Raw genomic sequence first — 22594 nt, 5'->3', positions numbered from 1 at the left:
GGGCCTGAAAAAGCCCCAACCGCAAGGGCTGGGGCGTTAACTCACTAGTTGCGCAACATTCAGTCGTTGGCGTAGATGTCCACGTCTTTGGTCTCACGGACGAAGATCATGCCGATGACAAAGGTACCGGCCGCCACGATGACGGGGTACCACAGGCCATAGAAGATGTCTCCGGTCGCGGCCACCATGGCAAAGGCGGTGGTTGGCAGCAAGCCGCCAAACCAGCCATTGCCAATGTGGTACGGCAAGCTCATCGATGTGTAGCGAATGCGGGTGGGGAACATCTCCACCAGCATGGCAGCAATCGGGCCGTACACCATGGTCACCAGAATCACCAGGTACACCAGCACCGCCAGCACCATCGGGGTGTTCATGGACGCGTTGTCAGCCTTGGTGGTCAGACCACCGGCCTTGGCCGTATCCACCACCGTCTTCTTGAACTCGGCGATGGCTTTGGCGCTATCGGGGGCGAAGGCGTCACGCTTTTCGTTCAGCGTACCGGTCACCGATGGGATCAGCGTTTCGCCGATCTTGACGGTGGCTTCGGTGCCTGCAGGCGCTGCCACGTTCTGGTAGGGAACATAGTTCTCTGTCAGGGTACGTTTGGCAATGTCGCAAGAGCTGGTGAAATCAATCGGACGTGCAATCGGGCTACCTTGGAAGGAGCAGTGTGCAGGATCGGCAGTGACCACCACAGGCACGGCCTTTTGCGCAGCAACCAGGCCAGGATTGGCGTAGTCCAGCAGCATGGGGAATGCCTTGAAGTAGGTCAACGCAGCCAGCAGGCAGCCTGCCATGATGATGGGCTTGCGGCCGATCTTGTCAGACAGCGAACCGAACACGATGAAGAACGGCGTACCGATCACCAGCGCCGCTGCAATCAGCAGATTGGCCGTCTTGGCGTCCACCTTGGCGATAGACGTCAGGAAGAACAGCGCATAGAACTGACCGGTGTACCAGACCACGGCTTGGCCGGCGGTCAAACCGACCAGCGCAAGAATCACGATCTTCAGGTTTTTCCACTGACCGAAGGATTCGGACAACGGTGCCTTGGAGGTTTTGCCTTCGGCCTTCATCTTGGCAAAGGCAGGCGACTCGTTCATGCTCAAACGGATGTACACCGACACGCCCAGCAACAGGATGGAGACCAGGAAAGGAACGCGCCAGCCCCAGACATCAAAGTCTGCGCCGGTCAGTTCACGTGTGACCAGGATCACGATCAGCGACAGGAACAGGCCCAAAGTCGCCGTGGTCTGAATCCAGGCTGTGTACGCACCACGCTTGCCGTGGGGCGCGTGTTCTGCCACGTAGGTTGCAGCACCGCCGTACTCACCACCGAGCGCCAGGCCTTGCAGCATGCGCAGGGCAATCAGGATCACGGGAGCAGCCAGACCAATGGTGGCGTAGTTGGGCAGGATACCCACGATAAACGTGGACAAGCCCATGATCAGGATGGTCACCAGGAAGGTGTATTTGCGACCGATCATGTCACCCAGACGGCCAAACACCAGCGCGCCGAAAGGACGCACCAGGAAGCCCGCAGCAAACGCCAGCAACGCAAAAATGTACGCCGATGTTGGGTCCAGTCCGCCGAAGAATTGCTTGGCGATAACGGCGGCTAACGAGCCGTACAGGTAGAAGTCATACCATTCAAAAACCGTACCGAGTGAGGAAGCGAAGATGACTTTCTTCTCTTCCGCAGACATCGGCCGTGGGGCTGCTGCAGTTGCCATGTGGTGTCTCCAGATTTTATGCAGCCCCCGACATGGAGGCTTGCTCTATTCTTGGAGCCCGCACTGACCCTGCTCTGACGCGAAACCAACATGGGCTTGCGCCAAACTGACTGACCCCTGACGAATTAAGGTCTAACCCTTAAAGGTCTTTTCACATGGCGGCAAGTTATGTCCGATGCAAGGGAATACCCGCAGGGTGCGTTTGCACACGCTCCCAGGCTGTGTCAGCAAACCAGGCATCACCTTCCAGGTAGCGGCGCAGCATGGGTAGGGCGTCGTGGCCCCAAAAGACTTTGCCATCCACTTCGAAGCTGGGCACACCAAACACGTTCTTGGCAATGGCCTCGTCCGCATGGGCCTTGAGTTGCGCCTTGACCGACACATCCGACGGATCGCGGCTGGGTGCCAGTTGTTTCGTCAGCGCCTGCAGGCGCTCCGCATCAGCCGCATCTGCACCACCCACCCATACATGGCGCATCAGGTTTTCGCAGACGTAGCGGTTGGGCAAACCCTGTGCCTGGGTGGCCACTGCCAGGCGCAAGAGGCCCAATGGGTTGAACGGATGGACAGCAGGCAGGTCCAGTGGCAAGCCCTGGCTGTGTGCACGCCACAGCACCTGGCGGTAGGTCCAGTCGCGCTTGGCCGGTATTTCGGCCGGGCCCAACTGGCCATGGTGTTTGAGCAGCGCCGCAAACAGCAGCGGCTTGTAGGTCACGGAATAGCTCAGCCCCATCAGGGCCTGCGGCAGTTCTTCAAACGCCAGGTAGGCGTAGGGCGAAATGAAGTCCAGGTAGAAGGTGATGTGTTTCATGGCGCAGTGGACGGGGTGTGAGGGGCAGGCAGGCGCTGGGCAATCGCCGCCCAGACCTGGCGCTTGGTGGCATCGTCAGCGCGGCTCCACAGGGCGATCTCGTCCAGCGTTCGGAAGCAACCCAGGCACAACGTGCCAGCCGCGTCCATTCGGCATACCGAAAGGCAGGGAGAAGGTATGTTTTCGGCCATAGCCCTTACGGATATTGCGCGAGCAGCTAGCAATTTCATAGCGCCTCGAGAGACGGATGCGACTGGTAAGTCCATGGTCTAGCCTGCGGCTGGCACCGCCAGCGCCTCCACAACATCGGTCCCCGACACACCCACCAGCGCGCTGAGCTCTGCCGGCGTGAGCTGGAACACCGCGTGCGGATGACCGGCTGCAGCCCACACGGTGTCAAAACGGAACAGCTCGGCATCCAGCAGCGTGACGCACTCTTGTGCATGGGCTACAGGCGCCACGCCGCCAATCGAGAAACCGGTGCGGTCTTTCACAAACGCCGCATCGGCACGCCCCAGCGGGCCCACCAGAGCCTCCACTTTCTTCTGGTCCACCCGGCGGTCCCCGGAGGTGATAACCAGCACCGCGCAGTCATCGGCCAGCCGGCGAAAGATGATGCTCTTGGCAATCTGCCCCAGTGCCACACCCAACGCGTCGGCCGCCTGCTGCGCAGTACGCGCCGCATCGTCCAGCATTTGCGGGCCATGGGGGTGGTTGCGCTGCTGCAAAAAGTCCGCAACGCGACGCACGCCATCCGGCAAGCTGTGCAATTCCGCTCCACACATCACAACATGACCCCTACGCTTGCCACTGCGTGTGCTGCGCGGCCCCCCAGGGGGGCCTTCGCGCCTTGGGGCGGCCCAGCGTCGCTCATCATCCCGCCCTCTTGGTCAGCAGCGCATTGGCCGCACGCGAATGCGGCTTGCGCTCCAGGAAGTCACTGATGAACTTGCCCGCATCAATGAGCTTGTCCAGATCGATACCGGTCTCAATACCCATGCCGTGCAGCATGTAGACCACGTCCTCGGTCGCCACATTGCCCGTAGCGCCCTTGGCATAGGGACAGCCACCCAGTCCCGCCACCGAGGTGTCGTAGTTCCAGATACCCATCTCCAGGCTGGCCAGCGTGTTGGCCAGTGCCATGCCGTAGGTGTCGTGGTAGTGGCCGGAGACATGGTCGATGTCGTAGTGCTTGAGCGTCACTTCCAGCGCGCGCTGTACCTTGGAGGGCGTGCCCACGCCAATGGTGTCGGCCACGCCTACATGCTGCACACCAATGTCGGCCATCAGCCGTGCCACCAGCTCCACACGTTCGGGCGCAATCTCGCCCTCATACGGGCAACCCACCGCGCACGAAATCGCACCGCGCACCGCGATGCCCTGGGCCACAGCCGCCTGCACCACGGGGCGGAAACGCTCGATGCTCTCGGCAATCGAACAGTTGATGTTCTTCTGGCTGAAAGCCTCGCTGGCCGCGCCAAACACCACGATCTCATCGGGTTTGGAGAGCACTGCGGCCTCGAAACCCTTCATGTTCGGCGTGAGCACCGAATAGCGCACGCCAGACTGGCGCTGGATGCCCGCCATCACTTCGGCGTTGTCCCCCATCTGCGGCACCCACTTGGGCGAGACAAAACTGGTAACTTCAATGTCCTTGAGGCCGGCTGCCTGCAAGCGATGCACCAGCTCGACCTTGATGGCGGCGGGCACCGGTTGTTTTTCGTTCTGCAGGCCGTCGCGCGGGCCTACATCGATGATCTTGACGCGGTTGGGTAAAGCCATGGTGTTCTCTTCACGAAACAGGGGTCAGTATCCCCGGGATGGATCAACCCTGCCAGCCACAGGCTCACCGCGCTCCAGTGCGGCAATCTTGCCTGCGATCTGGGCAATGCTTTCGCTGCGCAGGGTGCGTGCCGAGGTATGCGGCGTGAGCGTGATCTTGGGGTGTTGCCAGAAAGGGTGGCCCTGGGGCAGCGGCTCCACACGGAACACATCCAGCGTGGCGCCCGCCAGATGGCCGCTGTCGATGGCGGCGATCAGGTCGGTGTCCACCACGTGGGCACCACGCGCTACGTTGATCAGGTAGCCACCCGCGCGGATCTTCGCCAGGCGCCGGGCATCCAGCAGATTTTCGGTGTCAGGCGTGAGCGGCAACAGGCAGACCACGACACGACTGGCCGCCAGAAAAGCGTCCAGCTCGGCCTCTCCGGTAAAACTGTTGACACCCGGCAAGGTCTTGGCCGAGCGGCTCCAACCGTTGACCGGAAAATCAAACTGCGCCACGGCACGCGCTACACGCTCGCCCAGCACCCCCAAGCCCAAAATGCCCACAGGAAAGTCCAACCGGCTGCGCGGCTTGCGAAACGACCACTTGCCGTTGTCCATGTCGGCCTCGTAACCGTCAAACTCGCGGAAATGGCGGATCACCGTGTGGCACACGTACTCCGCCATCTGCACCGACATGCCAGCGTCGTCCAGCCGCACCACGGGCACGCCTGCGGGCAACCGCAATTGCATCAGCGCATCGACACCAGCTCCGGTGTTGAAAACGGCCTTGAGTCGGGTTTGTTCATCCAGCAGTTGCTGCGTGGGTTTCCACACCACGGCGTAGTCGGCCAGCGGTGCGCCGGGCTGCCATAGGCTGACTTGCGCGTCAGGCAACGCGGCCTGCAAACCTGGAATCCAGGTCCCGCCGTCTTTGTCCGGGCTGAAATAAATGATCTTCATAGTGGACATTTTCGCTTTACACACCATCCGTTCACCCTGAGCTTGTCGAAGGGCTGCAGGGCTTCGACAGGCTCAGTCTGAACGGAGTTGATTGGAATGCAGAATTATTGAGTAGCGGTGTCCAGACGCAGTAGCTCCGCGCCTTCGGTGACCTGCTCACCCGGCGCAAACAGCAGCTCAGCCACCACGCCGTCGGCGGGCGCTGCAATGGTGTGCTCCATCTTCATGGCCTCCATCACCGCCAGCGCCTGGCCTTTCTTGACCGGGTCGCCGGCCTTCACCGCAAACGACACGACCTTGCCCGGCATGGGAGCGGTCAGGCGTCCGCCTTCCGCCTGCGCTTCACCGGCGTGTGCCAGCAGGTCAATCGCTATGATTTGTGTAGCGCCTTGCGCAGTATGGACGTGGGCTACCTCGCCTTTTCGATACACAGCGGCGAGCGTGCGCTGGTCTGCAAACTGCACATTGATGGCGTCACCGGCTGCGGCAAACTGCAACACGCCCGCATGCGGGCCCACGGTCAGGTGCAGCGCACCATCGTGCAGGTAGCTCAGCACCGACTGCACCGTCTCGCCATGGAAGTCAAACGCAAAACGGCGCGCAAATACGCCATGGCTGCGCCAGCCGTCGGTCTTGCTGAAGGGGTCTGCGCCTTCGGTGGCACGCTCGTCCAGCAGCGTACGCGCCACATCGGCGGCAGCGGCCAGCGCCAGGCCCACACGTTCCTGCTGGAACAGCACCGCCGCCTCGCGCGGGATCAGTGCCGTGTCCAGATTGGCCTGGGCAAACGACGGGCTGGTCACCACATGGCGCAGGAACTGCACATTGGTCGCCAGGCCGACGATATGGGTTTGCGCCAGCGCCGCGTCCATGCGCGCCAGCGCCTCCTCGCGGGTCGCTCCGTGCACGATCAGCTTGGCGACCATGGAGTCGTAAAAGGGGCTGATGGTGTCGCCCTGACGCACACCCGAGTCCACGCGCGCAGCATGAGGAGCGCGCTCAAACGTCACATGCTCCGGCAGGCCGTAGACATGCAGCGTTCCTGTGGCGGGCAGGAAGTTGTTGTCGGGGTTCTCGGCGCAGATGCGCGCTTCGATGGCGTGGCCCTGAATCTTCAATTCGCTTTGCTGCAAAGGCAGCTTCTCGCCGGATGCGACGCGCAGTTGCCACTCCACCAGATCCTGCCGGGTGATCGCCTCCGTTACCGGGTGCTCCACCTGCAGGCGCGTGTTCATCTCCATAAAGAAGAAGGTCATGCTGCCATCTGGCTTTTGCTCGACGATGAATTCAACTGTGCCCGCACCCACGTAGTTCACCGCGCGCGCCGCAGCCACCGCGGCTTCGCCCATCTGTTGGCGGAAGGCTTCGGTCATGCCGGGCGCAGGCGCTTCTTCCAGCACCTTCTGGTGGCGGCGCTGCACCGAGCAATCGCGCTCGAACAGGTAGACGTAGTTGCCATGCGTATCGCCAAACACCTGGATCTCGATATGGCGCGGGCGTTGCACGTATTTTTCGATCAGCACCGCGTCATCGCCAAAGCTGTTGATCGCTTCGCGCTTGCAACTGGCCAGTGCGGCGGCGAAGTCTTCTGCCTTATCCACCGCACGCATCCCCTTGCCACCACCACCGGCGCTGGCCTTGATCAGCACGGGGTAACCAATACGGTCGGCCTCGCGCTGCAGCAATGCAGCGTCCTGGTCCGCCGCGTGGTAACCCGGCACCAGCGGCACGCCGGCTTTTTCCATCAACTGTTTGGACTCGGCCTTGAGGCCCATCGCCAAAATCGCAGATGCAGGCGGCCCGATGAACACCAGCCCGGCTTTGGCGCAGGCCTGCGCGAACTCTTCATTCTCGCTCAGGAAACCGTAGCCGGGGTGGATCGCCTGCGCGCCCGTCGCTTTGGCAGCGTCAATGATTTTTTCCCAACGCAGGTAGCTGTCTTTGGGCGCGCTACCGCCGATGTGCACAGACTCATCGCAGGCTGCAACGTGTTTGGCGCTCGCGTCAGCATCCGAATACACAGCGACAGTCTTGATGGCCAAGCGCCTGGCAGTTGCAGCGACGCGGCAGGCAATCTCCCCACGGTTGGCAATCAGAATTTTTGTAAACATAACAATCCTTGTTTGAATATCCGATGGGCCCTAATCTTTGGTCCACACCACTTGATCGTCTACGGCGTACAGCTTGCAGCTGTCGCCCCTGCGGGCCTGGCAAAACCCGATGGCGCGGCCAATGGCCCAGTCGCCGGTGGCATACCCCGAAGAGCCCTTCTTGCCCACTGCAAATGCGCGTGGCGTCTTGGCCTCCAGGAACTTGCGGTACAGGCCGTCTTGCGTCGCTTTGTTGACCGGCACTTTGTCCGCTTCGTCCACTCTCGCATACGCGGTGGCCAGTGGCCGGACAATCACGCCCGATGTGGCAAAGCCCACTTTGCGCAGGTACTGCTCCACCAGGGGTACCCAGGTGTCCATGTCAATCAACAGGCCGCTGTGTCCATCCGTGCCTGCTGCGGGCAGGGTGTGAAATTCGGCCGCACCGCCACCACTGACCCAAGCGTTGTGCCAGCGCTTCGGAGTAGCCTCACCCCAGTATTTGTCATTGGCCCAGTACAGCCACAGCATAGGCACCTTGGCACCCGACGCCTTGTCCAGCCACAGGCGTTCGGTGGCCTGGGGCGAGCAGGGCTGGCCGGTGTGCTTGTCAGGATCGCCCCCGGTACCGCCGGCGAAATTGATGGCGCCGACCAGCCCCGGCGGATTGCGCGTGACCGTCGCCACCGTGGTTAAGCCTCCCACCGACTGGCCCATCACCAGCCAACGCCGGGCATCTACATAAGGCAGCGTTTGCGCCCAAGCCAGCGTCGCCAGCACCTGGTCCGAGGCCGCCAGGGTCATGGGCTCCAGGCGCAAGGCATTGCAATTGCCTGAGCTTTCGGGGTCGAAATCACCATAAGTTTCACCATAGCCCACGCGTGTGGGCACAAACACCACAAAACCCTTGTCCACCAGGTAACGCGCCAGATTTTCATACCGTTGGCGGCCCTGTTGCGCGCGCTTCTCACTCACAGCCCGGCCATGGTTCATGATCACCAGCGGGAACGGGCCATTGCCCTGCGGGCGGAAGATGGTCACGGGAATCTGCCGCGTTTCCTGCCGGCCATACAGGTCCTTCACCGTCACCGGCAAGTGCTGTATCTCTTCGCGCAGGTCTTGCGCCATGACAATCTCTGCCGTCGCCGGTGTCGCTTCGGTCTGCGCGACTGCAGACAGCGCGCACAACACGGCAAGCCCGCACAGTGATGCGCGTATTCGTTTCATGGGACCTGCCCCTGCAACAGATAAACCATATCCAGCTCCGGGCTGGCATGGCCCAACGCCGTGAGTGCTGCGGTTATCTGGCCGCGGTGGTGCGTAGCGTGGTTGAACACATGGGCCAGCGTGGCTGCAAACGGCAGGCTTTGCGGCTGACCGCGCATATTGGTGTAGTTCAGCGCACCGTCCCACACCGTGTCCTGCCAGGTGGCGATCAACGCCTCCCAGCGCAGTGCGCCGTCTTGTAAGGCCGCGGCCAGGCGCGTGCGGTCCGGCTCCACCTCGGCATTCAGCGCCACCGTGGGCGACAGGCCTTCGGCAAAGCGCCTGAACCACAGTTGGTGTTCGGCCACCAGCAGGTGGTTCAGCGTGCCGTGGATGGATTTGAAAAACAGGCCCGCATCGGCACGGTACTGTGCGTCTGACACGGGCTCCAGCGCCACCAGCAGGCGCCGCGTGGCCCAGCCGTTGTACCGGGCCAGTGTGAGGAAATGGGCGCGCGCATCCATGGCGGCAAGCTACATGCGGAACACGCCGAATTTGGTTTCCGGGATAGGCGCGTTGAGCGAGGCAGACAGCCCCAGCGCCAGGACGCGGCGCGTGTCGGCGGGGTCAATAATGCCGTCGTCCCACAGGCGCGCCGTGGCGAAATAGGGGTGGCCCTGCACTTCGTATTGCTGGCGGATCGGCGCCTTGAACGCCTCTTCTTCGTCCGCACTCCAGGCGCCGCCCTTGCCTTCGATGCCGTCGCGCTTGACCGTGGCCAATACGCTCGCAGCCTGTTCGCCACCCATCACCGAGATGCGCGCGTTAGGCCACATCCAGAGGAAGCGTGGGCTGTAAGCGCGGCCGCACATGCCGTAGTTGCCCGCACCAAAGCTGCCGCCGATGATGATGGTGAACTTGGGCACCTGGGCCGTGGCCACAGCAGTGACCATCTTGGCACCGTTGCGCGCAATGCCTTCGTTCTCGTATTTGCGGCCGACCATGAAGCCGGTGATGTTCTGCAGGAATACCAGCGGAATCTTGCGCTGGCAGCACAGCTCGATAAAGTGCGCCCCCTTCAAGGCCGACTCGGAAAACAAAATGCCGTTGTTGGCGATGATGCCCACCGGCATGCCTTCGATGTGGGCAAAGCCACAGACCAGTGTGGCACCGTAGCGCGGCTTGAACTCGTGCAGCTCCGAGTCGTCCACGATGCGGGCAATGATTTCGCGCACGTCAAACGGCTTGCGCGTATCCGTCGGAATCACGCCATACAACTCGTCTGCTGCGAATTTGGGAGCTACCGGCGCTTGTGTGACAAGACTTTGTGGCTTGTTTCTATTCAAATGCGCAATGGCTTCACGCGCCAGTGCCAGCGCATGCAGGTCGTTCTGCGCCAGATGATCAGCCACACCGGACAGGCGCGTGTGCACGTCGCCGCCACCCAGGTCTTCCGCAGTCACCACCTCGCCCGTGGCAGCCTTCACCAGCGGTGGGCCGCCCAGGAAAATCGTGCCCTGGTTCTTCACGATGATGGTCTCGTCGCTCATGGCGGGCACGTAGGCACCGCCTGCCGTGCACGAGCCCATGACCACGGCGATCTGCGCAATACCCTGCGCGCTCATATTCGCCTGGTTGAAGAAGATGCGGCCGAAGTGGTCGCGGTCGGGGAACACCTCGTCCTGGTTCGGCAGATTCGCGCCACCCGAGTCCACCAGATAAATACAAGGCAGGTTGTTCTGCGCCGCCACTTCCTGGGCGCGCAAGTGCTTTTTGACGGTGAGCGGGTAATAGGTGCCGCCCTTCACGGTGGCGTCGTTGCACACGATCATGCAGTCCACGCCCGACACACGACCGATACCGGCGATCACACCCGCGCAAGGCGCACTGTCGGTTCCATCACGGTCCGGATACATGGCCAGCGCGGCCAGCGGGGAGAGTTCCAGAAACGGCGTGCCGGGGTCCAGCAGCATCTGCACGCGGTCACGCGGCAGCAGCTTGCCGCGGGCTGTGTGTTTGGCACGAGCCGCCTCGCCGCCACCCAGTGCAGCTTTGCTGGTTTGTGCATTCAGGTCGGCCACCAGCGCACGCATGGCCGTGGCGTTGGCCACAAAGTCCGCAGAGCGGGCATTGAGTTTGGTTTCCAGAACCGGCATGGACACCCCAAAAGTTGGTTTGAGAGTTGACGTTTACGTAAACGTCAATTGTGGCAGATTTCAGACCAGTAACCCGGGCAACTCCGTCATGTCGGCAAACACCTGGGAGGCGCCCGCCGCCAGCAAAACATCCCTTTGGCCCTGGGGTGCGTAGCCAAATACCGTGGCCCCGGCCGCCACACCTGCGGCGATGCCGGTGACGGTGTCTTCCACCACCGCGCAGCGCGCTGCGTCCACCCCCAGTGCGGCCGCAGCGGCCAGGTACACATCGGGGAAGGGCTTGGAACGTGGCAGGTCGTGCCCACTGAACACAAAACCTTCGAAGAACGGCAACAGTTGCGTCTTACCCATTTGCATCAGCACCTTTGGCAGGTCGGCACCCGAGGCGCAGGCGATGCGCCCGCCATAGGCAGCATGGATCTGCTGCACGGCGGGCAGCACATTCGGAATGGGCTGGGCCCGCTCCATCAGCGCGGCATTTCGGCGTGTGCGGAACTCCGCCATCCATTCAGGGGGCAGCGGTTTGCCCGTGCGCGCCTCGATCTGGGCAATCTCGTCCTTCACGGCCTTGCCCACAAACACATCCATGCACTCCTGCAATGTGAGTGTCCAGCCCAGGTCCTGCAGCATGTCACGCAACACGCCGTTGGTAATGGGCTCGCTGTCCACCAGCACACCATCACAGTCAAACAACACCGCATCAAATTTCACAAGGCATCTCCATCCACGTACAGCCAGCGACCGTTTTCCCGTACAAATCGGCTGCGCTCATGTAATCGCACTGCGGCGCCGGTGGCAGGCTTTTGGCGCGCCACAAACTCCACCTGCGCATGATCTGCGCCCCGCAGCGTATGGCTGCGCACATCCAGCCCCAGCCATTTCACACCGGGTTCAAACTCCACACCGCCAGGGCGATTGCCTGGGTGCCAGGTCGACAGCAAATACGCTTCGCGCTCCAGCACAAACGCGCCGTAACGGCTGCGCATCAGGCTCTCGGCATCAGGGGCTGGAGTGTCTGTCTCGATCCAACGCCCGCAACATTCGCTATACGCCAGTGCCTTTGGTTTGGCGCCCACACGTCCACACGGGCAAGGCTTGTCCAAAGCCAGTGTCTTCATGCCTTGGCTGCGCGCCGCGCTTTTTGCTGCTCCAGCGTTTCCGTCGGGCCGCCCTGCTCCACCCAGGCGATGTAGCCGCCTTCGATATGGGCCACATTGGTCATCCCCATATCCTGCAGCGTCTTGGTGGCCAGCGCGCTGCGCCAGCCCAGGGCGCAGAACAGGATGAACTCCTTGGAGTCATCCGCAAAAATCGGCTTATGGTATGGCGACGCAGGGTCGACCCAGAACTCCAGCAGGCCGCGCGGTACGGGGAAGGCGTTCAGCGCGGTACCGTCCTGCAGCTCGCGCGGATCACGGATATCCACCAGTTGCACTTTGGGGTCTTGCAAGCGCTGCAGCACCTGGGCCACCGAGTAGGTGGTGATCTGCGCCGTGGCTTCGTCTACCAGGGCGCGGGATGATTTGGTCACGGGCATGGTGGGCTCTCTCCTTCAGGCGTTGTACACCACCGTGCCCTGCACCGTGGCAGCGCCCGAGCGCACCAGGTCCTGCACCAGTTGGCCCGCGGCCTCTGCAAACGGCTGGCTGGCAAAGTGCTTGGCAAAGGTGGTGGCGAAATACGGTGTGCCCTGGGCCCAGGCCAGCAGCGCGTCCTGTTCCATCTGCTGCTGCTCCAGCAGCTTGAACTTGAGCAACACCTTGGCGGCGTACTGCAGGTGTTTAGCCGGGTTTTGCACAAAACCATTGAGGCGCTGGCGTGCAAAAGCAATGGCCGTGGGCGCGTCGGCAAACGGTGCGCCGTGGCCGGGAATCACCAGCGCGGGCTGCAGGCGTTCGATCACATCCAGCGTCGCAGCCACCTCGTCAAACGCGTCCTGTCCGTCCAGCTCCGGGAACACCACACCAAAACCCCGTTCCCACAAAGCATCGGCAGAGACCAGCGTGCGACTGGCGGGCTCGAACAGAATCACTGAATGCGGGTCATGCCCGGGTGCTACATGGATCTGCCACGGCGTTCCGCCCAGGTCGATCTCGGTGCCAGGCTGCAACGTCGCATCAAAACGAAAGCGCGGGCATTGCTGCCCTGTCGCTTCATACGTCAGCGCGCTAGCGTCCCACACGCGCACCTGCTCCGCGTGGCCCGGTGGAATCAGTGTCTGCAGCATGGGATAGGCGGCCTGCAACGCAGCATTGCCGCCACAGTGATCGCTGTGCAAATGGGTGTTGAGCAGCAGATCCAGCGGGCGCTCTTGCAGTGCGTGGCCTACCAGCGCCAGGGTCTGCTCCGCATGCGTGCAATACCCACTATCGATCAACGCCGCATGGCCCGCACCCTGAATCAGAATGTTGTTGCTGGACAGCCAGCCCCGCTCGAAAACGGTGATTCCGGCGGGCAGAGGTCTGGTCATCACAGTGCGCGCTGGATGATGATCTTCTGCACGTCGCTGGTGCCTTCGTAAATCTGGCACACGCGCACGTCGCGGTAGATGCGCTCCAGCGGGAAGTCGCTGACATAACCGTAACCGCCCAGCGTCTGGATGGCAGCGCTGCAGACGCGCTCGGCCATCTCGCTAGCGAAAAGTTTGGCCATGGCGGCTTCTTTCAGACAGGGGCGGCCGGCATCACGCAATGCTGCGGCATGCCAGATCAGCTGGCGCGCGGCTTCGATCTGTGTGGCGCATTCGGCGAGGCGAAAGCCCACGGCCTGGTGGTTGAAGATGGGTTGACCAAAACTCTGGCGGTCTTTGGCATAGGCCACCGCCACCTCAAACGCGCTGCGCGCCATGCCTACGCTTTGCGCCGCAATGCCGATGCGCCCGCCTTCCAGCCCGCCCAGGGCGATGCCGTAGCCCTCGCCCTCTTTGCCAATCAGGTTCTCGGCGGGGATGCGGCAGCTGTCGAAATTGATCTGCGCGGTGTCGCTGCTGTGCTGGCCCAGCTTGTCTTCGAGGCGTGCGACCACATAGCCCGGCGCCTTGGTGGGCACGAGAAAGGCGCTCATGCCCTTCTTGCCCGCGCCCTTGTCGGTCACGGCGATGACGATGGCCACATCGCCATGTTTGCCGCTGGTGATGAACTGTTTGACACCGTTGATGACGTATTCGTCACCGTCCTTGACGGCGGTGGTCCTGAGCGAAGATGCGTCCGATCCGACGTGCGGCTCTGTCAGGCAGAACGCGCCCAGCATCTGGCCCTGCGCCAGCGGCTCCAGCCACTGCTTTTTTTGCTGCGCATTGCCGTACTTCATGAGAATGGCGTTGACCGGGCAATTGGTCACGCTGATGACCGTGCTGGTGCCGCCGTCACCGGCCGCGATTTCTTCCAGCACGAGTGCCAGCGTCACATAGTCCAGCCCCGCTCCGCCCAGCTCTTCCGGCACACAAATGCCATAGGCACCCAGCGCGGCCAAGCCTTTGTGTGCGTCCTTCGGGAAGTGGTGCTCCTTGTCCCATTTCGCAGCGTTGGGCCACAGTTCGGCCTGCGCAAAGTCGCGCACCGCGTCGCGCACCATTTCTTGGTCTTGACTTAACAGCATGAGAGGCTCCGATTCACCAGGAAGAAAACGGCGTGCCGTCGTAATTGAGAAACTGGCCTTGGTGTTTGCCCTTGGCCGCCACCAAGGCCTTGCGCATGGCGCTGACACTGGCCTCCACCGTCAGCGTGGCGGACGCCCCGCCCATGTCGGTCTGCACCCAGCCCGGGCTGATGGCCAGCAAGGTGGCGCGCGGGTAGTCGTTTTGCGCGGCGGCCACGGCCATGTTGAGCGCGGCCTTGCTGACGCGGTAGGTCCAGCCCCGGCTGGACTCAACACCGCCGATTTGTGCCATGCCACTGGTGATGAAGGCAAACACACCGCCCGCCTCTTCCACCCAGGGCGCAACCTGTGGAATGGCCTGCATGGCGCCCAGCACATTGGTATGCAGCACGCGGTCAAACGCCTCCTGCGTGGGCGGGCTGGTGGCTGCGTCGTCGGAGAACACGCCCGCCACATACAGCGCCACATCGATCTTCTCGCCGTCCAACAGCCAGCTCAAGCCGCTCACGCTGCTCGGGTTGGCCACATCCAGCTTGATGGGCTGCGCGCCCATTTCCTGCAGCCGCGCGATGCCATCTGCGTCTCTGGCCGTGGCAATGACACGGTCACCCGCCTCCAGATACTGGCGTGCAAACTCCAGGCCGATGCCGCGGGATGCGCCGAGGATGAGAACGTTCATGCGGTTGCCTCATTTCTACTTGTTTCGGCTTGCACCGGCAGCCACGAGACGCAGCGCAACTGCTGCGTCACTCCTGTCGTTAACCGACTGCAAGCCAACGTTGGCCATTTGAATGTCACACCGGCGCGCGGCCATGGTTCACCCCGTCAAAGGCGGAAGGTGCCGACCAACTGATTCAGGTGCTGCGCCTGTTCACGCAAGCTCATCGCAGCTGCGGTGGATTCCTCCACCAGGGCAGCGTTCTGCTGGGTTGCCTGGTCCATCTGTGTGACCGCCTCGCCAACCTGGGCAACACCGGAACTCTGTTCGCTGCTGGCCGCGCTGATCTCACCCATGATGTCGGTCACGCGTTTGATGCTGCTGACCACCTCAGCCATGGTGCTGCCGGCTTTGTCCACCAAAGCCGTACCCTGTTCCACTCGCGCCACGCTGTCAGAGATGAGCGTCTTGATTTCCTTGGCCGCATCGGCGCTGCGCCCGGCCAGGCTGCGCACTTCAGAGGCCACGACGGCAAACCCACGGCCCTGCTCACCGGCCCGGGCCGCTTCCACCGCCGCATTGAGCGCCAGGATGTTGGTCTGGAAGGCAATGCCATCGATCACGCTGATGATGTCGGCAATCTTTTTGGAGCTGTCGTTGATGCCCTTCATGGTGTCCACCACCTGGGCCACGACTTCACCACCCTGCACCGCCACCGTGCTGGCGCTCTGCGCCAGCTGGTTGGCCTGGCGGGCGTTATCGGCATTCTGCTTGACAGTGGATGACAACTCTTCCATGGATGCAGCAGTTTCTTCCAGCGCACTGGCCTGGCTTTCGGTGCGTCCGCTCAGATCCTGGCTACCGGCGGCGATCTCGCTACTGGCCGTAGTGATACTGTCTGTCGACTGCCGCACCTCTCCGACCAGGCGGCGCAGCGACTCCTGCATTTTCACCAGTCCGTCCATCAAGCTGCCCTGAAAACGCGCAGTTGGCACGGGGTAAGCCAGGTTGCCGTCAGCGATCTCCGACAGGGCGTGGCGTGCGTCACTGGGGTCACCGCCCAGTTCCTTGTCGACGGTCTTGCGCAAGTACAAGCAGAAGCACGCAGCCACCACAACGGCAAGAGCCGCCAATGACACCGAAGAAAGAATGGCACGGTTGGCTTTTTCATCGACGTCGGTCTGTGCCGCCTGCGACACCTTCCCGGCCACCTCGGCCTGCTTGAGCAACTCCCCCCGCAAATTGCGCCAGGCCGGCGTTTCCGCACTATTGAGAAACTTCACCGTTTCTGTGGACTGCTCCTTGATCAGCGCCAGCACCTTCTCCTGGGCCTGGGCATGTGCGGCGCGCAAGGGCGGCAGCTTGGCCAGGTCTGCTTCGAACGTCGTGCCCTGGGCAGTCTTGACGGTTTCGGTATACGCCTTCTCATACGCCACACGTGCAGCGTCCAGGTTTTTGGGCGCCTGCGGATTGGCCGGATCGAGCACGATATTGCGCAGCGCTTGCCCCATCTGCAGACCCTGCGCATACATCTCATTGAGACCGGCGCTGATCCGCTGCTCGGTCTGAATGTAACGACCGAATTGGTCCTTGGTATAGACCAGCCCCCCGATGCTGCCAGCCAAGCCTCCAATGAAGATCACTGCGGGCACCAAGGCGCACAGGAGGAGTTTGGAGCTGAATTTCATGCGTAAACCCTGATAGAACGAGTGGCTTGCATTCTCCCCCATTTACAAATTTTCATTCCCACCTGGTCCAGATACGGAGGCGCGAACACGTGTTGTGCTTTCAAAGCAACTCCAGTGCCACCGCCGTTGCCTCACCCCCGCCGATGCACAGCGTCGCCACGCCCTTCTTCAAGCCACGCGCCTTCAAAGCGTGAATCAGCGTCACCATGATGCGCGCACCAGACGCGCCAATCGGGTGGCCCAGCGCGCAGGCACCACCATTCACGTTGACCTTGTCGTGCGGAATGTTCAGCTCTTTCATCAGCGCCATGGGCACCACGGCGAAGGCTTCGTTGATTTCCCACAGGTCCACGTCTTCCACCTTCCAGCCGGCCTTGGCCAGCAGCTTTTGCACCGCGCCGACGGGGGCGGTGGCAAACCAGTTGGGCTCTTGCGCGTGGGTGGTGTGGGCGACGATTTTGGCCAGTGGCGTGCTACCCAGCGTCTGGGCAGTAGAGGCGCGCATCATCACCAGCGCGGCAGCGCCGTCGTTGATCGAGCTGCTGGAGGCGGCGGTGATGGTGCCGTCTTTCTTGAACGCGGCTTTCAGCGTGGGGATCTTCTCAAGCTTGATCTTGCCGGGGCCTTCGTCCACGCTGATTTGTTCTTCGCCGGAGCGGGTCTTGACGGTGACGGGTGTGATCTCCGCCTCAAACGCTCCTGATTTGATAGCTGCTTGCGCACGCTGCACACTGGCTGTGGCGAAATTGTCCTGTTGTTCGCGGGTGAAGCTGTACTTGGCGGCGCAGTCTTCGCCGAAGGTGCCCATGGAACGGCCGGCTTCGTAGGCGTCCTCAAGACCGTCGAGCATCATGTGGTCCATCACGCGGTCGTGTCCGATACGGATACCGCTGCGCCCTTTGAGCAGCAGGTGCGGTGCGTTTGTCATGCTTTCCATACCGCCGGCCACCAGCACATCGTGGCTGCCCGCCAGCAGCATGTCGTGCGCGAACATCGCTGCGCGCATGCCGGAGCCGCACATCTTGGACAGCGTGACCGCACCCGCGCTCTTGGGCAGGCCGCCTTTGAACGCCGCCTGGCGCGCAGGCGCCTGGCCCTGGCCGGCCATCAGGCAGTTGCCGAAGAGCACTTCGGTCACCAACTCAGGCGCAATGCCCGCGCGCTCGATGGCGGCCTTGATGGCGGCACCACCCAGGTCGTGGGCTGCGAGCGACGAGAAGTCGCCCTGAAAGCCGCCCATGGGGGTGCGGGCGGCGCCGGTGATAACTATGGAATCGGACATAGGGGTTCTCCTCAATGAAAATGAAGTAGGGGGCTAGTTGATGGCCTGCGCTTTGGCAAAGCGTTTATCGCGGCCATACGGAAACACGTCGTGCACATACCCAGCCTGGATGCGGGCCTTGTGGGTCTGCCAGAACTCCACGTCCAGCAGGTCGGCGTGGTGCTGCATGAAGACCTCGCGCACGGCAGGGTTGCCCAGCAGAAAGGGGGCGAAGGTTTCGGGGAAGACGTCGCGCGGGCCTACGCTGTACCAGACCTCGCCGGACATTTCGTCTTCCTCGTTGCGTGGCGCGGGCACGCGGCGGAAGTGGCAGTCGGTGATGTATTCAATCTCGTCGTAGTCGTAGAACACCACCTTGCCGTGGCGCGTGATGCCAAAGTTTTTCCACAACATGTCGCCGGGGAAGATGTTGGCGGCCACCAGGTCCTTGATCGCGTTGCCGTATTCGATGACGCCGCGCTCGATCTGCTCGCGGGCCCGCACGGCTGCCGGGCTGGTGTCGGCGGGGTTGGCGCCACCCGCGTCAAAAGCCTCCTGCAGGTAGATGTTGAGCGGGATCATGCGCCGTTCGATGTAGACGTGTTTGATGATGACTTCGATGTTGCCGTCGCCATCGCGGTCGCTGATCTCCAACTGGCTGGGCGCGAACTTTTCGATTTCGGCAATCAGTTCGTCGCTGAAACGCGCGCGCGGAAACTCCACCTCGCTGTATTCCAGCGTATCTGCCATGCGCCCCACCCGGTCGTGCTGCTTGACCAGCAGGTATTTGCCCATGATCTGCTCGCGCGTGGTGTCTTTCTGGTGCGGGTAGTAGTCCTTGATGACCTTGAACACATAGGGAAAACTGGGCAGGTCGAACACCAGCATGACCATGCCCTTGATACCGGGGGCAATGCGAAACTGGTCGCTGCTGTGGCGCTGGTGGTGCAGAAAGTCGCGGTAGAACAGCGTCTTGCCCTGCTTGGCCAGGCCTAGCGCGTTGTAGATCTCGTTGCGCGGCTTCCTGGGCATCATGCTGCGCAGGAACTGCACATAGGCCGACGGGATTTCCATGTCGACCATAAAGTAGGCACGGGCGAAACTGAACAGCATCAGCAAGTCGTCTTCGCCAAACAGCGCCGCATCGATCGCAAGCCCCGTACCGGCCTTGTTGTGCAGCACTGGCAGCGCAAACGGGTATTCGGTAAAGCCGTTGATCAGCTTGCCAACGATGTAACACCCTTTGTTGCGGAAGAACAGGCCGGTGAGCACCTGGATCTGGAAGTTGGCGCGCAGTTGGGCGTCCACCAGGCGCGCCAGCATGGCCGCGGCCACGTAGCCCGCGTCGCGCGGCAGGTCGTCAAAAGGTTTGCGCAGATCGAAATCTTCCACCATGCGCTGCAGCGTCTCTGCCATGGACGCACGCGCGGGGTAATAGGCGCGGTAGGTGGGTCGCACTTTGGACTCATCGTTTTCGATGTATTCGGTGCTGACCGCCGGGCGCACGAAGATGAAGTCGTTCTGGAAGTAACTGCGGTGCAGGATCTTGGTGGTGACCGAATTGAAGAAGGTCTCGGCCAGCTCGGGCTGGTGGTGGTCGACCAGCAGGCCGATGTAGTGCAGCTTGATCTGCTGCCAGATCTCCATACCCTGCTCACCCGCCTTGAACTCGCGCTCCAGCCGCCGCGATGCTTCGCGCACGCGCAGGTCGTAAAACTCAATGCGCTCGCGCTGCGCCCTTTGCTGGCCGTGCCAGTCCGCCGTCTCAAACCGGTGCTTGGCACGCGCGGACTCGGTGCGGAACAGCTGGTAGTGGCGGTTGAAGCCATCCATCATCGCCTTGGCGATGTCGTACGCGACCGAAGAGTCCAAGCGAGAAGGGAACACGCTACGCGACTTTCACTATGCTTTTGATAGCTGGTTGCGCAATACGGACGAGGGCTAGAGGCCTATTTCGCTTGAAATTCAGCGTGCGTGGCGCGGCATCTGGCGCACACCGGCCAGCGCTTCGCCGTACAGCGTGTCCAGTCCGTCGTTGCCCTCGACCGTCATGTGCAGGTTCTGGATCAGGCCGTCCTGCACGGCGTACACACAGCCGTGCAACGTCACGTCCTGGCCGCGTGACCAGGCGTCCTGCATCACCGTGCTCTGCGCCACATTGATGACCTGCTCGATGACGTTGAGTTCCACCAGCGCCTGGGCGCGGCCATGCTCGGGGATCAGCTCCAGCAAGTGTTTGTGGCGGTCGCGCACGTCCTGCACATGGCGCAGCCAGTTGTCGGCCAGGCCGATGCGCGCGCCCTCCAGCGCCGCCTGCACGCCGGAGCAACCGTAGTGGCCCACGACCATGATGTCCTTGACCTTGAGACGCTCCACCGCGAACTGGATGGTCGAGAGCGCGTTCAGATCAGAGTGCACCACCACGTTGGCCACGTTACGGTGCACAAACACCTCCCCAGGCGCCAGCCCCAAAATTTCATTGGCGGGCACACGGCTGTCGGAGCAGCCAATCCACATGTACTGCGGCGTCTGCTGGTTGGCCAGGGCGGTGAAAAAGCCGGGGCGCGTGCGCTCCATCTCGGCGGCCCAGGCACGGTTGCGGGCAAAGAGTTCGTTCAGTTCAGACATCGTTGGTTGGCCTTTATTTTTTGAGTGAATCGCGCACATGCCAGTCCAGCAATCCAAAGCGAGCGCGCTCCTGCTGGTCGTCCTGGGCGTTGAACTGGCAGTCAGCCGCAGGCTTCTGGGCCGATGTGCAGACAAAGGAGTCCTTGTTTCCGAGCTGCCACATGCCTTGGGCGCTGCGCACCTCGCCCGTGAAAAACATGGCACGTGGTGCGTTGATGGGGTCTGGTTTGTCACTGGCCGGGCGCAGCAGATTACGCCCGGCGTTGACATACGGCCCCGCCACGCCGGCCAGTGGCAGCAGGGTGGAGAACATGTCACGGTGGCTGGCTGGCAGCGCCTGCTGCGTGCCGCAGTTCAGGCCCTCTTCCCAAATGAGGAATGGCACTTGGCGCAGCAGGTAGCGGCGCTGTGCCTCGGCATACACGCCAAAGGAGCGCACGTTGTGGTCGCCGGTCGCGGCGATGATGGTGTCGCTCTTGTGCGGTCCTTTTTGCACATCCTGCACAAAGGCGCCCAGCAGGTCGGTGGCGTAGTGGTAGGTGTCCAGGTTCAACAGCAGCGTATCGGCACTGGTCTCGCCCTTCCACAGCGCCATGTCGCGTGGCACGCGGTGGTAGTCCGCCGGCAGGTCGTAGGGCGGGTGGTTGGACGAGGTCAGCACAAACACAAACAGCGGTTTGTCCTTGGGCTGGGCCGCCAAGCGTTTGCTGACGTACTTGAAAACATAACTGTCCCACACGCCCCAGATGCCCAGTGTGGCGTCGGGGTAGGCTTCTTTCAGGTTGTTGGCGTCAATCACCTCGTCAAAGCCCTGCACCGCCAGCACGCGGTTCAGGTCACGCCAACCGGAGCGGGCCGAGGTGACGAAAAGGGTCTGGTAGCCCGCGTCCTTCACCACCTTCGGAATCGCCCAGGGGATCGGCTTGCGTCCCACATCGCCCAAGGTCAGCGGAGTGATGGGGGAGGAAAACAGGATGGCCTCCAGAGAGGGATGCGTGCCCGGCTGGGCCGAGTCGAAATTGCTGAAGTGGCAGGCTTTGTCCAGCGTCGGTGCCAGGCGGCCCAACACGTCAAATTTCGGCGCGTGGTAAAGCATGGGCTCGGCGCTGAACGACTCCATCAGGAAGAACACCAGGTTCTTCTTGGGCGCATCAGGCGGCAACGCTTCATGCGCAATCAGCGCCGCATGCACCTCCGCTTCGCTGCCATGGGGCAAACCCAGCACATCGGCAGCGGCCTGGGCCGAATCAAAACCCAGCGCCTTGAGAACCACCAGCGGGTTTTGCAGGTTTTGCGACTGGCCCCGGCTGTCCCATGCGTATTTGAGCGCGATGACACCGTTGGGCACCATGTCATTGAGGAACTGCGACGTGGTCACCGTCAGATGCTGGCGCTGCAACGCCATCTGGCGCAACGTGCCCTTGCCGGCAAACAGCAGCGCAAAAAACGCCACCACAATCACCAGCAGCTTGCCAGCCCAATGGCGGCTTTGCAGCAGCACATCGGGGTTGGCACGCGCCGTCACCCAACGGTGCAGGGCCACGGCCCCGACACTCAGCGCCAGCCACAGCGCAATCGTCCCCACCACCGGGAAGTCGTGCCATATGGTGCGAAACACCGCCAGGGTGTCATCTTCCACCACCCCAAACACCAGCGAGTCGATGGGTGTCTTGTAAAAGCCAAAGTAATGCAGGTTGACCAGCGAGAGCAGCACAAACACCACGGCGAGCATCGCCAGAACGCGCCGGTAGACGCGCACCGGTACCCAGGGCAAGGCGACCAGCAGTAAAAAACCTGCAATCGCACTGACCTTCAGGTCAAAACGAAACCCCTGGCCCAGTACCGTCGCCACATCGGCGGCAGAGGCCGTGTAGCCCGCAGGCCAGAAGTAGGCCAGTTGCCCCCAGCGGATCAGCGACAGCACGATGACCAAAGGCACGACCAGGAGCCACGCACGCAGCAGGCCACGCAAGGCACCGCGCAACACGGTGCTCAGGAAACGGGAGACAAAAGACAGCATGGACGGGTTCGGTTGACGC

At 62.2% G+C, this 22594-nt stretch carries 21 protein-coding genes; all 21 read right to left on the bottom strand.

Features of this window, described 5'->3' with window-relative positions; translation table 11 throughout:
• Positions 1–59: 59 nt before the first annotated feature.
• Positions 60–1733 carry an MFS transporter gene (locus tag RS694_RS03355; RefSeq protein WP_029706214.1) on the bottom strand — a complete coding sequence of 558 codons (1674 nt, stop codon included), beginning with the start codon at positions 1731–1733 and terminating at the stop codon, positions 60–62.
• A 166-nt stretch (positions 1734–1899) separates the two neighbouring features.
• On the bottom strand, positions 1900–2544 hold the full coding sequence (locus tag RS694_RS03350; protein ID WP_051391713.1) for a 2-hydroxychromene-2-carboxylate isomerase: 645 nt from the start codon (positions 2542–2544) through the stop codon (positions 1900–1902).
• Positions 2541–2735: a DUF1289 domain-containing protein gene (locus tag RS694_RS03345; protein ID WP_051391712.1), complete on the bottom strand. Its 195-nt coding sequence runs from the start codon at positions 2733–2735 to the stop codon at positions 2541–2543. Before RS694_RS03345 ends, RS694_RS03350 begins: the two co-directional genes overlap by 4 nt.
• Before the next feature lie 78 nt (positions 2736–2813).
• Positions 2814–3329: a YbaK/EbsC family protein gene (locus RS694_RS03340; protein ID WP_029706211.1), complete on the bottom strand. Its 516-nt coding sequence runs from the start codon at positions 3327–3329 to the stop codon at positions 2814–2816.
• Between the two features lie 88 nt (positions 3330–3417).
• A complete protein-coding gene (locus tag RS694_RS03335; protein WP_029706210.1) occupies positions 3418–4326 on the bottom strand; it encodes a hydroxymethylglutaryl-CoA lyase in 909 nt (302 codons plus the stop codon).
• 24 nt (positions 4327–4350) lie between these two features.
• Positions 4351–5271: a 2-hydroxyacid dehydrogenase gene (locus RS694_RS03330; protein ID WP_029706209.1), complete on the bottom strand. Its 921-nt coding sequence runs from the start codon at positions 5269–5271 to the stop codon at positions 4351–4353.
• Positions 5272–5375: 104 nt separating this feature from the next.
• The gene (locus tag RS694_RS03325; RefSeq protein ID WP_029706208.1) at positions 5376–7382 is read right to left on the bottom strand and encodes an acetyl-CoA carboxylase biotin carboxylase subunit; all 2007 of its coding nucleotides are present in this window, start codon (positions 7380–7382) and stop codon (positions 5376–5378) included.
• A gap of 30 nt (positions 7383–7412) precedes the next feature.
• Entirely contained in the window at positions 7413–8588 is a 1176-nt protein-coding gene (locus RS694_RS03320) for a dienelactone hydrolase family protein (RefSeq protein WP_029706207.1), read from the bottom strand.
• Positions 8585–9091, bottom strand: a complete 507-nt coding sequence (locus RS694_RS03315) for a DinB family protein (RefSeq protein WP_029706206.1) — start codon at positions 9089–9091, stop codon at positions 8585–8587. Before RS694_RS03315 ends, RS694_RS03320 begins: the two co-directional genes overlap by 4 nt.
• Positions 9092–9100: 9 nt before the next feature.
• The gene (locus RS694_RS03310; RefSeq protein WP_029706205.1) at positions 9101–10723 is read right to left on the bottom strand and encodes a carboxyl transferase domain-containing protein; all 1623 of its coding nucleotides are present in this window, start codon (positions 10721–10723) and stop codon (positions 9101–9103) included.
• A gap of 60 nt (positions 10724–10783) precedes the next feature.
• The gene (locus RS694_RS03305) at positions 10784–11434 is read right to left on the bottom strand and encodes an HAD family hydrolase (RefSeq protein ID WP_029706204.1); all 651 of its coding nucleotides are present in this window, start codon (positions 11432–11434) and stop codon (positions 10784–10786) included.
• Positions 11431–11841 (bottom strand): YchJ family protein, encoded by a 411-nt coding sequence (locus RS694_RS03300; RefSeq protein ID WP_029706203.1) that lies wholly within the window; start codon positions 11839–11841, stop codon positions 11431–11433. The genes RS694_RS03305 and RS694_RS03300 overlap by 4 nt, the downstream gene beginning before the upstream one ends.
• Positions 11838–12260 carry a rhodanese-like domain-containing protein gene (locus RS694_RS03295; RefSeq protein ID WP_029706202.1) on the bottom strand — a complete coding sequence of 141 codons (423 nt, stop codon included), beginning with the start codon at positions 12258–12260 and terminating at the stop codon, positions 11838–11840. The genes RS694_RS03300 and RS694_RS03295 overlap by 4 nt, the downstream gene beginning before the upstream one ends.
• 15 nt (positions 12261–12275) lie before the next feature.
• Complete coding sequence (locus RS694_RS03290) at positions 12276–13193, bottom strand: MBL fold metallo-hydrolase (protein WP_029706201.1); 918 nt, start codon at positions 13191–13193, stop codon at positions 12276–12278.
• The gene (locus tag RS694_RS03285) at positions 13193–14320 is read right to left on the bottom strand and encodes an acyl-CoA dehydrogenase family protein (protein WP_029706200.1); all 1128 of its coding nucleotides are present in this window, start codon (positions 14318–14320) and stop codon (positions 13193–13195) included. Before RS694_RS03285 ends, RS694_RS03290 begins: the two co-directional genes overlap by 1 nt.
• Positions 14321–14333: 13 nt before the next feature.
• Positions 14334–14999, bottom strand: coding sequence for an SDR family oxidoreductase (locus RS694_RS03280; protein ID WP_029706199.1), 666 nt, complete (start codon positions 14997–14999; stop codon positions 14334–14336).
• A gap of 146 nt (positions 15000–15145) precedes the next feature.
• Positions 15146–16666 carry a methyl-accepting chemotaxis protein gene (locus RS694_RS20975; RefSeq protein WP_029706198.1) on the bottom strand — a complete coding sequence of 507 codons (1521 nt, stop codon included), beginning with the start codon at positions 16664–16666 and terminating at the stop codon, positions 15146–15148.
• Between the two features lie 100 nt (positions 16667–16766).
• Complete coding sequence (locus RS694_RS03270) at positions 16767–17948, bottom strand: acetyl-CoA C-acyltransferase (RefSeq protein WP_029706197.1); 1182 nt, start codon at positions 17946–17948, stop codon at positions 16767–16769.
• A gap of 33 nt (positions 17949–17981) precedes the next feature.
• Complete coding sequence (gene aceK, locus RS694_RS03265; protein ID WP_029706196.1) at positions 17982–19814, bottom strand: bifunctional isocitrate dehydrogenase kinase/phosphatase; 1833 nt, start codon at positions 19812–19814, stop codon at positions 17982–17984.
• A gap of 78 nt (positions 19815–19892) precedes the next feature.
• On the bottom strand, positions 19893–20555 hold the full coding sequence (gene can / locus RS694_RS03260) for a carbonate dehydratase (protein ID WP_029706195.1): 663 nt from the start codon (positions 20553–20555) through the stop codon (positions 19893–19895).
• 13 nt (positions 20556–20568) lie between these two features.
• Positions 20569–22575, bottom strand: coding sequence for an LTA synthase family protein (locus tag RS694_RS03255; RefSeq protein WP_029706194.1), 2007 nt, complete (start codon positions 22573–22575; stop codon positions 20569–20571).
• Between the last annotated feature and the right edge of the window lie 19 nt (positions 22576–22594).

This window comes from Rhodoferax saidenbachensis, assembly GCF_001955715.1.
Taxonomy (GTDB): Bacteria; Pseudomonadota; Gammaproteobacteria; order Burkholderiales; family Burkholderiaceae_C; genus Allorhodoferax; species Allorhodoferax saidenbachensis.
The sequence above is the reverse complement of the archived record's forward strand: the minus strand, read 5'-3'. Positions and strand labels throughout refer to the sequence as shown.

Coding starts and splice junctions, on each gene's coding strand:
- RS694_RS03355 (WP_029706214.1), bottom strand. CDS start 1,733: ATGGCAACTGCAGCAGCCCCACGGCCGATGTCTGCGGAAGAGAAGAAA.
- RS694_RS03350 (WP_051391713.1), bottom strand. CDS start 2,544: ATGAAACACATCACCTTCTACCTGGACTTCATTTCGCCCTACGCCTAC.
- RS694_RS03345 (WP_051391712.1), bottom strand. CDS start 2,735: ATGGCCGAAAACATACCTTCTCCCTGCCTTTCGGTATGCCGAATGGAC.
- RS694_RS03340 (WP_029706211.1), bottom strand. CDS start 3,329: ATGTGTGGAGCGGAATTGCACAGCTTGCCGGATGGCGTGCGTCGCGTT.
- RS694_RS03335 (WP_029706210.1), bottom strand. CDS start 4,326: ATGGCTTTACCCAACCGCGTCAAGATCATCGATGTAGGCCCGCGCGAC.
- RS694_RS03330 (WP_029706209.1), bottom strand. CDS start 5,271: ATGAAGATCATTTATTTCAGCCCGGACAAAGACGGCGGGACCTGGATT.
- RS694_RS03325 (WP_029706208.1), bottom strand. CDS start 7,382: ATGTTTACAAAAATTCTGATTGCCAACCGTGGGGAGATTGCCTGCCGC.
- RS694_RS03320 (WP_029706207.1), bottom strand. CDS start 8,588: ATGAAACGAATACGCGCATCACTGTGCGGGCTTGCCGTGTTGTGCGCG.
- RS694_RS03315 (WP_029706206.1), bottom strand. CDS start 9,091: ATGGATGCGCGCGCCCATTTCCTCACACTGGCCCGGTACAACGGCTGG.
- RS694_RS03310 (WP_029706205.1), bottom strand. CDS start 10,723: ATGCCGGTTCTGGAAACCAAACTCAATGCCCGCTCTGCGGACTTTGTG.
- RS694_RS03300 (WP_029706203.1), bottom strand. CDS start 11,841: ATGAAGACACTGGCTTTGGACAAGCCTTGCCCGTGTGGACGTGTGGGC.
- RS694_RS03295 (WP_029706202.1), bottom strand. CDS start 12,260: ATGCCCGTGACCAAATCATCCCGCGCCCTGGTAGACGAAGCCACGGCG.
- RS694_RS03290 (WP_029706201.1), bottom strand. CDS start 13,193: ATGACCAGACCTCTGCCCGCCGGAATCACCGTTTTCGAGCGGGGCTGG.
- RS694_RS03285 (WP_029706200.1), bottom strand. CDS start 14,320: ATGCTGTTAAGTCAAGACCAAGAAATGGTGCGCGACGCGGTGCGCGAC.
- RS694_RS03280 (WP_029706199.1), bottom strand. CDS start 14,999: ATGAACGTTCTCATCCTCGGCGCATCCCGCGGCATCGGCCTGGAGTTT.
- RS694_RS20975 (WP_029706198.1), bottom strand. CDS start 16,666: ATGAAATTCAGCTCCAAACTCCTCCTGTGCGCCTTGGTGCCCGCAGTG.
- RS694_RS03270 (WP_029706197.1), bottom strand. CDS start 17,948: ATGTCCGATTCCATAGTTATCACCGGCGCCGCCCGCACCCCCATGGGC.
- can (WP_029706195.1), bottom strand. CDS start 20,555: ATGTCTGAACTGAACGAACTCTTTGCCCGCAACCGTGCCTGGGCCGCC.
- RS694_RS03255 (WP_029706194.1), bottom strand. CDS start 22,575: ATGCTGTCTTTTGTCTCCCGTTTCCTGAGCACCGTGTTGCGCGGTGCC.